The sequence below is a fragment of the bacterium genome, assembly GCA_027622355.1.
Taxonomy (GTDB): domain Bacteria; phylum UBA8248; class UBA8248; order UBA8248; family UBA8248; genus JAQBZT01.
On record JAQBZT010000110.1, the window covers coordinates 1 to 8,605 of the forward strand.

5 protein-coding genes are annotated in these 8,605 nt (G+C 62.3%); all 5 read left to right on the plus strand.

Going from position 1 to position 8,605, the window contains the following annotated elements; all coding sequences use genetic code 11:
- The first annotated feature begins 129 nt into the window (after window positions 1-129).
- Window positions 130-1,665 (plus strand): glutamine-hydrolyzing GMP synthase, encoded by a 1,536-nt coding sequence (gene guaA / locus O2807_07935; GenBank protein ID MDA1000429.1) that lies wholly within the window; start codon window positions 130-132, stop codon window positions 1,663-1,665.
- Between the two features lie 51 nt (window positions 1,666-1,716).
- Window positions 1,717-3,672: a tetratricopeptide repeat protein gene (locus O2807_07940; protein MDA1000430.1), complete on the plus strand. Its 1,956-nt coding sequence runs from the start codon at window positions 1,717-1,719 to the stop codon at window positions 3,670-3,672.
- 27 nt (window positions 3,673-3,699) lie between these two features.
- Entirely contained in the window at window positions 3,700-7,131 is a 3,432-nt protein-coding gene (gene dnaE, locus O2807_07945; protein ID MDA1000431.1) for a DNA polymerase III subunit alpha, read from the plus strand.
- Window positions 7,124-7,852 (plus strand): lipoyl(octanoyl) transferase LipB, encoded by a 729-nt coding sequence (lipB, locus tag O2807_07950; protein MDA1000432.1) that lies wholly within the window; start codon window positions 7,124-7,126, stop codon window positions 7,850-7,852. Before dnaE ends, lipB begins: the two co-directional genes overlap by 8 nt.
- Window positions 7,849-8,605: MotA/TolQ/ExbB proton channel family protein (locus tag O2807_07955; protein MDA1000433.1), on the plus strand; the 757-nt coding region annotated here is incomplete at its 3' end. The genes lipB and O2807_07955, both read left to right, overlap by 4 nt.

Here is an 8,605-nt window from a genome sequence, read left to right on the forward strand (position 1 = left end):
GGATCTGGATTCGCAGCAAGGAATCGAGCGTGCCCGGCAGGTGCTGGCCGTGCGTCTTTCCAAGGAAATCGTACAGGGAGAGGTCCGGCGGGTACTCTTCCGTGAATTTTACACCCGTTAACAGGCGACATGCGGGAACGTATTCTCATCTTCGATTTCGGATCGCAGTACACCCAGTTGATCGCCCGGCGCGTCCGGGAGCTGGGGGTGTACAGCGAGATCCATCCGTGCACCGAGCCCTGGCGCCCGCTCATGGACGATCAGGTGCGCGGGGTGATCCTCTCGGGCGGGCCCTCGAGCGTCTACGAGGAGGACGCCCCCTCCTTCGATGTCGCGTTTTTCGATGAGCCGGTTCCTGTCCTGGGCATTTGCTACGGATTCCAACTCATGGCCCATCTGCTGGGCGGAACGGTGCGGCCGATCCGCGAGCGCGAGTTCGGCCGGGCGGAGCTGACGGTGGATGAGCCGGTCGGCCTCTTCCGCGGGCTGAACGGAAACGAGACGGTCTGGATGAGCCACGGCGATTCGATCGAGGTGCCGCCGCCGGGCTACCGCGCCATGGCGCACTCGAAGGGATCGCCCGTCGCCGCCATCGGCTCGGACGACGGCCGGCGGTTCGGCATTCAGTTCCACCCCGAGGTGGTGCACACCCCCCGGGGAAAAGAGATGCTCCGCAATTTCGTGAAGGATATATGCGAATGCCGGGGGGACTGGACGCCGCGCTCGTTCATTGACGAATCGGTCGAGCGGATCGCGGCGCAAGTCGGCGCGGGGGGTGTCATCTGCGGGCTCTCGGGCGGGGTGGACTCCTCGGTCGCGGCCCTCCTGGTGCACCGCGCCGTCGGCGAGCGCCTCACCTGCATCTTCGTGGACAACGGCCTTTTGCGAAAGGGCGAGGCGGAGGAGGTGTCCGAGACCTTCGGCCGGCGGCTGGAGATGAACCTCATCGCGGTGGATGCCCGGGCGGAGTTCCTCGGCGCCCTCGCCGGGGTCGCCGACCCCGAGCGGAAGCGGAAGATCATCGGCGAGTCCTTTATCCGCGTCTTCGAAAAGGAAGCGCGCAGGCTGGGGAACGTCAAATTCCTCGCCCAGGGGACGCTGTATCCCGACGTGATCGAGAGCGTCTCCTTCAAGGGCCCTTCGGCCACCATCAAGACCCACCACAACGTGGGGGGGCTCCCCGAGCGGATGGATTTCGCGCTCATCGAGCCCCTGCGCGAGCTCTTCAAGGACGAGGTGCGCGCCGTGGGCGAGGAGCTGGGGCTCCCGCGGGACCTCCTGTGGCGCCACCCCTTCCCGGGGCCGGGGCTCGCCGTGCGCGTTCTGGGCGATATCACCGAAGCGCGGCTGGACGTGCTGAAAGAAACCGACGCGATTTTCATCGAGGCCCTCCGCGAGAGCGGCTGGTACGACCGGGTCTGGCAGGCCTTCGCCGTCCTGCTTCCGGTCCAGACGGTCGGGGTGATGGGGGACGCGCGGACCTATGAGAACGCCGTCGCCCTGCGGGCCGTCACCAGCGAGGACGGGATGACGGCCGATTGGGCGCATCTTCCGCCCGAGTTGCTGGCCAGCGTCTCCACCCGGATCATCAACGAGGTGCGCGGGGTGAACCGCGTGGTATACGATATTTCCTCCAAGCCGCCCGCCACGATCGAATGGGAATGAGGCAAAATCCTCACCCTTGTTTTTGCAGTGTCCTCGCTAGAGGGTGAAGCAATGAACAAACTCTCCCGATTCCGAAAACTACTTTCGATCATTGGCGTCACATTGGTGCTCGGGATCAGTGCGTCTCAGGGCGCATGGGGAGGGTTCAAGGAAGGGTATGACTCTTTCAAGAGAAAAGACTATGCAATTGCAATGAAAGAGTGGAAATCACTTGCAGAGCAAGGCAATAAAAATGCGCAATATTTTTTAGGTTTTATGTATGAAACGGGACGAGGTGTTCCGAAAGACTACAAACTTGCGGTGGAGTGGTATCGCAAGGCGGCAGAGGGGGGATATGTAACCGCGCAGAACAGTCTGGGTGCGATGTATCAAACAGGGTTGGTGGTCCCGCGTGACAACAAGGAAGCGATGAAATGGCATCGTAAATCGGCGGATCAAGGAAATGTATTTGGGCAGTACAATCTGGGATTGATGTATGCAAATGGACAAGGCGTCCCGAGAGACGACGAACTTGCGGTGAAGTGGTATCGCAAGGCGGCAGAGCAGGGATATGCGCCTGCGCAGTCCGCTCTGGGTACGATGTACGAACTGGGACGAGGTGTTCCGGAAGGAGATGTTCCGAAAGACTACGAACTTGCGGTGAAGTGGTATCGCAAGGCAGCCGAGCAGGGATATGCGCCTGCGCAGACCAATCTGGGTGTGATGTACGAGCAGAGATATACATCTGCGCAGTCCGGTCTGGATAAGATGTACGAACCAGAACGAGATGTTTTGAAAGACGACAAACTTGCGGTGAAATGGTATCGCAAGGCAACAGAGCAGGGAAATGCAGAAGGGCAGAACAATCTGGGGGTCATGTATCAATACGGATTAGGTGTTCTTCAAGACTACAAACTTGCGGTGAAATGGTATCGCAAGGCGGCGGAGCAGGGATATGCCATCGCACAAGACCATCTGGGTGTGATGTATGCGGACGGGAAGGGTGTCTCGAAAAACAACAAAGAAGCAGCGAAGTGGTATCGCAAGGCGGCAGAACGCGGACATGCACATGCGCAGGCCAGTCTGGGCATGATGTATTGGAGAGGTCTGGACGTCCCGAAGGACAAAGCAATTTCCGATATGTGGATGAACCTGGCAGGGACAAATGGGTACAAGCCTGCGATTGACTGGTTTCGAGAACTTGCGGAAAAGGGTGAGGTATCCGCCATGTACCACCTGGGTGCGATATATTGGAGAGGTCTGGGCATCCAGAAAGACAACAAGAAAGCAGTGAAGTGGCTCCGTAAAGCAGCAGAACATGAAGATGTACGCGCGCAGGTTATTCTGGGTGTGATGCATGACAGAGGAGAAAGATTTTCAGACAGAGATGCTCCAAGGAATTACAAGGCAAACTACGAACTTGCGGTGCAGTGGTATCGCAAAGCAGCAGAACAGGGAAATGCGCGTGCACAGACCAATCTGGGCGTGGCGTACAGAAGAGGACAAGGTGTTCCAAAAGACTATAAACTTGCGGTGCAGTGGTATCGCAAGGCGGCAGAGCAGGGATATGCACGTGCGCAGAACAATCTGGGATTTATGTACCGAATCGGGCTGGGTGTTCCGAAAGACAACAAGGAAGCAGCAAAGTGGTATCGCAAGGCGGCGGAGCAGGGATTGGTGCATGGACAATACAATCTGGGTGTGATGTATGCGGGCGGGAAGGGTGTCCCGAAAGACAACAAGGAAGCAGTGAAGTGGTATAGCAAGGCGGCGGATCAGGGGCTTGCCGATGCACAGTTCAGGCTGGGTTGGATGCATGGGTCCGGGAAGGCCATTCCGAAAGACGATATCGTTTTTTACATGTGGATGAAATTGGCAGGAGCAAATAAACATAAACTTGCCGTCAGAACCCTGGATATTCTTGGAAAGAGAATGACCTCATCGCAAATCGAAGAAGCACAACGTCTCACAAAAGAATGGATGGAAAACATGGGAAGAAGTAAAGCATATGTGCATGATGGCTTGTAGCATATCCGCAATCGAATGGGAGTAGGAATGCCTGAGAGCTTCGTCCACCTCCACGTTCACAGCCAGTACAGCCTGCTGGACGGCGTCACGCGCATTGACGAGCTGGTGAAGCAAGCCGCCGCGCTCGGGATGCCGGCGGTCGCGCTCACCGATCATGGCAACATGTTCGGGGCGGCGAAGTTCTACAACGCGGCGAAGAAGGCAGGCGTCAAGCCCATCGTCGGCTGCGAGGTCTACGTCGCCCCGGGGAGCCGCCACGACCGGGGCAGCGGGCGGGGCACCGGCCGGGCCTGGCACATGATCCTCCTCGCCCAGAACGATGCGGGCTACAAGAATCTGTGCGAACTCGTCACCCTCGGCTTCACCGAGGGGATGTACTATCACCCCCGCATCGACCGGGAGATCCTTGAGTCGCGCGCCGAGGGCCTCATCTGCACCACGGCCTGCCTGCGCGGGGAGGTGAACGACGCCCTCCTGCAGGATGACGGGGAGAAGGCGCGGGCCGCGGCGGCCTACTACAAGGAACTCTTCCCGGGCCGCTTCTACATGGAACTGCAGGACCACGGCCTCGTCGAGGACAGGAAACTCATTCCCGAGGCCATCCGCCTTGCCCGGGAGATGGACATCCCCCTCATTGCCGCGAACGATGTCCACTATCTCGAGAAGGGCGACCACACCCTGCAGGACGTTCTGATCTGCGTTCAGACGGGCAAGACGCTCGATGATCCCAACCGAATGATGATCAAGAGCGAGGAATTTTATCTCAAGAACGCAGAAGAGATGTCCGCGCTCTTCCGGGAAGTGCCCGAGGCGATCACGAACACGCTCGAGATCGCCGGGCAGTGCGATTTCGCCTTCAACTTCGGCGAGTCGCACTATCCCGACTTTCCGATCCCCGGCGGTGAGGACAAAAAAACATATCTTCGTGGCTTGGCGGAAGAGGGCTTGGAGCGGCACATCGCACGGAAGGGGTTCTCCGGCGGGGAAGCCGCCCGCTACCGCGAGCGCCTCGCCATGGAGCTCGGCGTCATCAACACCCAGGGCTACGAGGGGTATTTCCTCGTCGTCTGGGACTTCATCCGCCACGCCAAGGAGCAGGGCATCCCCGTGGGGCCGGGACGGGGTTCGGCGGCGGGCAGCCTGGCCGCCTTCGCGCTGGGCATCACGGGGCTCGATCCGCTTCCCTACTCGCTGTTGTTCGAGCGCTTCCTGAATCCCGAGCGCGTGAGTCCGCCCGACATCGATATCGACTTCTGCATGGACCGGCGCGATGAGGTGATCCGCTACGTCGCGGAGAAATACGGCCGCGAGAACGTGGGCCAGATCATCACCTTCGGGAGCATGCTCGCCAGGGGGGCGCTCCGCGACGTGGGCCGGGTGATGGACATACCCTATGGCGAGGTGGATCGCATCGCCAAGCTCGTCCCCAACGAGCTCAGGATCACCCTCGATGAAGCGCTGAAGAAAGAGCCCCGGCTGCGCGAGGCGACCGAGCGCAACCCCCACGTGGGCCGTCTGATGGAGACGGCCCGCAAGCTCGAGGGCAACATCCGCCACGCCGGAACCCACGCCGCCGGGGTGGTGATCGCCCCCTCGAGGCTGACCGACTTCGTCCCCCTGTATAAGGGAACGGGCGAGGAGGTCATGACACAGTTCGACATGAAGGACATCGAGGAGCTGGGCCTTCTCAAGATGGACTTCCTGGGTCTCAAGACCCTGACCGTCATCGAGCGTGCGGTGGCGCTCCTGCGGGACATGGGCGAGACGGTGGACATCGAAAACCTTCCCTTCGACGACGCCGCCACCTACCGGCTTCTCTCGCAGGGGCAGACGACGGGCATCTTCCAGCTCGAGAGCCGGGGCATCCGCGAGTACCTCCGAAAGCTGGCCCCCACCACCTTCGAGGACCTCATCGCCATGGTGGCCCTCTACCGCCCCGGCCCCCTGAACAGCGGCATGGTGGACACCTTCATCAACCGCAAGCACGGCCGCGCCGAAATCCAGTATTTCTTCGACGAGCTTCGCCCCATCCTCGAGGGCACCTACGGCGTCATGGTGTACCAGGAGCAGGTCATGCAGATCGCGGCGGAGCTCTCGGGCTTCTCGCTGGGCGCTGCGGATGTCCTTCGCAAGGCCATGGGCAAGAAGATCCCCAAACTGATGCAGGAGCAGCAGCGCGATTTCGTCGAGGGCGCCGCCTCGCGCGGCAAAGACAGGAAAAAGACGGAAGAGCTCTGGGATCAGATTCTCCAGTTCGCCGGCTACGGTTTCAACAAGAGCCACAGCGCCGCTTATGCGCTCATCACCTACCGGACGGCCTATCTGAAGGCCCACTACCCGCGTCAGTTCATGGCGGCCCTCCTCACCTGCGACCGGGACAACCCGGACAAGGTCATCAAGGACATCGCCGAGTGCCGGGAGATGGAGATCGCCGTGCTGCCGCCCGATGTGAACGCCAGCGGCAAGGACTTCATCGTCGAGGGCGAGGCGATCCGCTTCGGGCTGGCGGCGGTGAAGAACGTGGGCGTCGGGGCGGTGGACGCCGTGCTCGAGAGCCGGGGGGCGGACGGCCCCTTCCGCAGCCTCGAGGATTTCTGCCGCAGGGTGGAGCTGCGCCAGCTCAACCGGCGGGCCATGGAGAGCCTGATCAAGGCGGGCGCCTTCGACAGCCTCGGCACCGGCCGGGCGCAGTCGGTGGCCTCGCTCGATGCGGTGCTTGAGTCGGCCGCCCGCGAGCAGCGGAACACGGCGGTGGGCCAGGGGAGCCTGTTCGCCCCCGAGGATGCGGTGGTCTCCACTCTTGCGATGACCGATGTCCCCGAGTGGCCCGACCGGGACCGGCTGGCGTTCGAGCGCGAGGTGCTGGGTTTTTATGTCTCGGGGCATCCGCTCGACGATTACCAGAGTCTCATCCGCCGCCTGACGAACGCCACGTCGCTGAGCCTGTCGGATATCTCCTCCGGCCAGCGCGTCCGGATGGCGGGTCTGATCCGCTCCTCCCGGATCCGCACCACGCGGAGCGGGAAGCGGATGGCCAATTTCGTTCTCGAAGATCGGGAGGGGACGGTGGACATGCTCCTTTTCCCGAGCGATTTCGACGCCCACTACACCCTCCTCGAGACCGAAGCGCCGGTCTTTATCGAGGGGGTGGCCGAGGTTTCCGAGGAGGGCGTCCAGGTCGCGGTGCGGGGCATCCGCCTTCTCTCGGAGGCCGAGCGGGGGATGGCCAACCGCCTGGTGGTTTCCCTCTCGGACGCCCAGCACAGCCACAACCGGCTCGCCGCCCTGCGCGACATCCTGGTACGGTACCCGGGGGACTGCCCCGTCTATTTCAACCTCAGCTTCCCGGATCGCGAGGTGGTGGTCGAGGCGGGCCGCGACTATGTGGTGGCGCCGACCGAGGCGCTTTCCAGTGAACTCGAGGCGCTCGTGGGCCCGGAGGCGGTGTTTTTTGAGTGAGGCCGCTCCCCCGCCGGACATTCATGCCGCGTTCTGGGGCCGGATGGGTTTCGGGGCGGCCTGGGAGCTTCAGGAGCGGCTCTGGTGGGCGCGTGCCGAGGGCCGGCTGGCGCAGGACATCCTTCTTCTTCTGGATCACAATCCGGTCCTGACACTGGGGCAGGGCGGCACGGAGGAAAATGTTCTCCATCGGCGCTCGCCGGAGGATGAAAAGGAAGTTCCCATCGTCCGCGTGAACCGGGGCGGGGAGGTGACCTTCCACGGGCCGGGCCAGCTCATGCTCTATGCGATCTGCGATCTGCGCTGCCGTGACCGCGATGTGCACGCCCACTGCCGCCGGCTGGAGGAGGTCTTTCTCCGGTATCTGGCGCGCAAAGGCTTCGAGGCCCACCGCCGCCCCGGGATGCCGGGGCTCTGGGTCGGGGGGGAGAAGATACTGGCCCTTGGGGTGGGCGCCCGCCGTTGGGTGACGATGCACGGAGTGGCTTTTAATGTGTCCACAGATTTGCGCTATTTCGATATGATTCACCCTTGCGGCGAGGTAGGGGGACGGGTGACCTCACTCGAGCGGCTGATGGGTGCGGCTCCCTCGCTGGGCGAGGTGGCCGAGGAGTTGCTGCCCGTGTGCGCCGATGTGTTTGGCGGGCGAATCTATCAAGACAAAGACGGGCTTTCGGCCTACCTGGAGAAAGCCGCGCCTGCTGGAGAGGAGAGAAAGTGAAACGCACGCAAGTGATGTGGATGGTGTTCGCGGCGGCGGCTCTGCTGGCCGATGCGGCATGGGCCGCGCAGACGGGCGCCCCTGGCTGGGGCGGATTCACCCCGCGTGTGTGGGAACTCGCCAAGCGGGGCGGCTATACCATGATCCCGATAGGGCTCTGCTCGGTGGTGGCGATTGCGGTTACCCTGGAGCGCATCTTTTCGCTGCGGCGGAAAAAAGTGCTTCCCCCCCAGTTGGTCCACGCGCTGGAGAACTACTGGCGGCGCGGCGATTTCGATGAGGCGATCCGCGTCTGCGAGCGCTTCGATGTGCCCTTCGCGCGGATACTCAGGGCCGGTCTTGTCCGCCGCCATCTGGGCATCTCCGAGATGGAGCGGGCCATGGTGGGGGCAGGGCAGCACGAGTCCACCGTCATCTCCCGCAACCTGCGCTCCCTCGGCGTCATCGCCAACCTCGCGCCGATGCTCGGGCTGTTCGGAACCGTGGTGGGCATGATCCGCGCCTTCGACGTGATCAGCCGCTTCGGCACGGGCAACCCGAGCCTGGTGGCCGAGGGAATTTCAGAGGCGCTCCTGACGACGGCGGCGGGGCTCCTGGTGGGGATTCCCTCGCTGGCGGCCTACCATTTCTTCCTCGCGCGGGGGAACCGCTTTCTTTTTGAGATCGAGAGCATCGCGCTGGAACTCCTCCAGGTGCTGGCCATCCGGACACAGGCCGACAGCCAGGCCCGTCCGGCTGCCCCGGAGAAGGAAG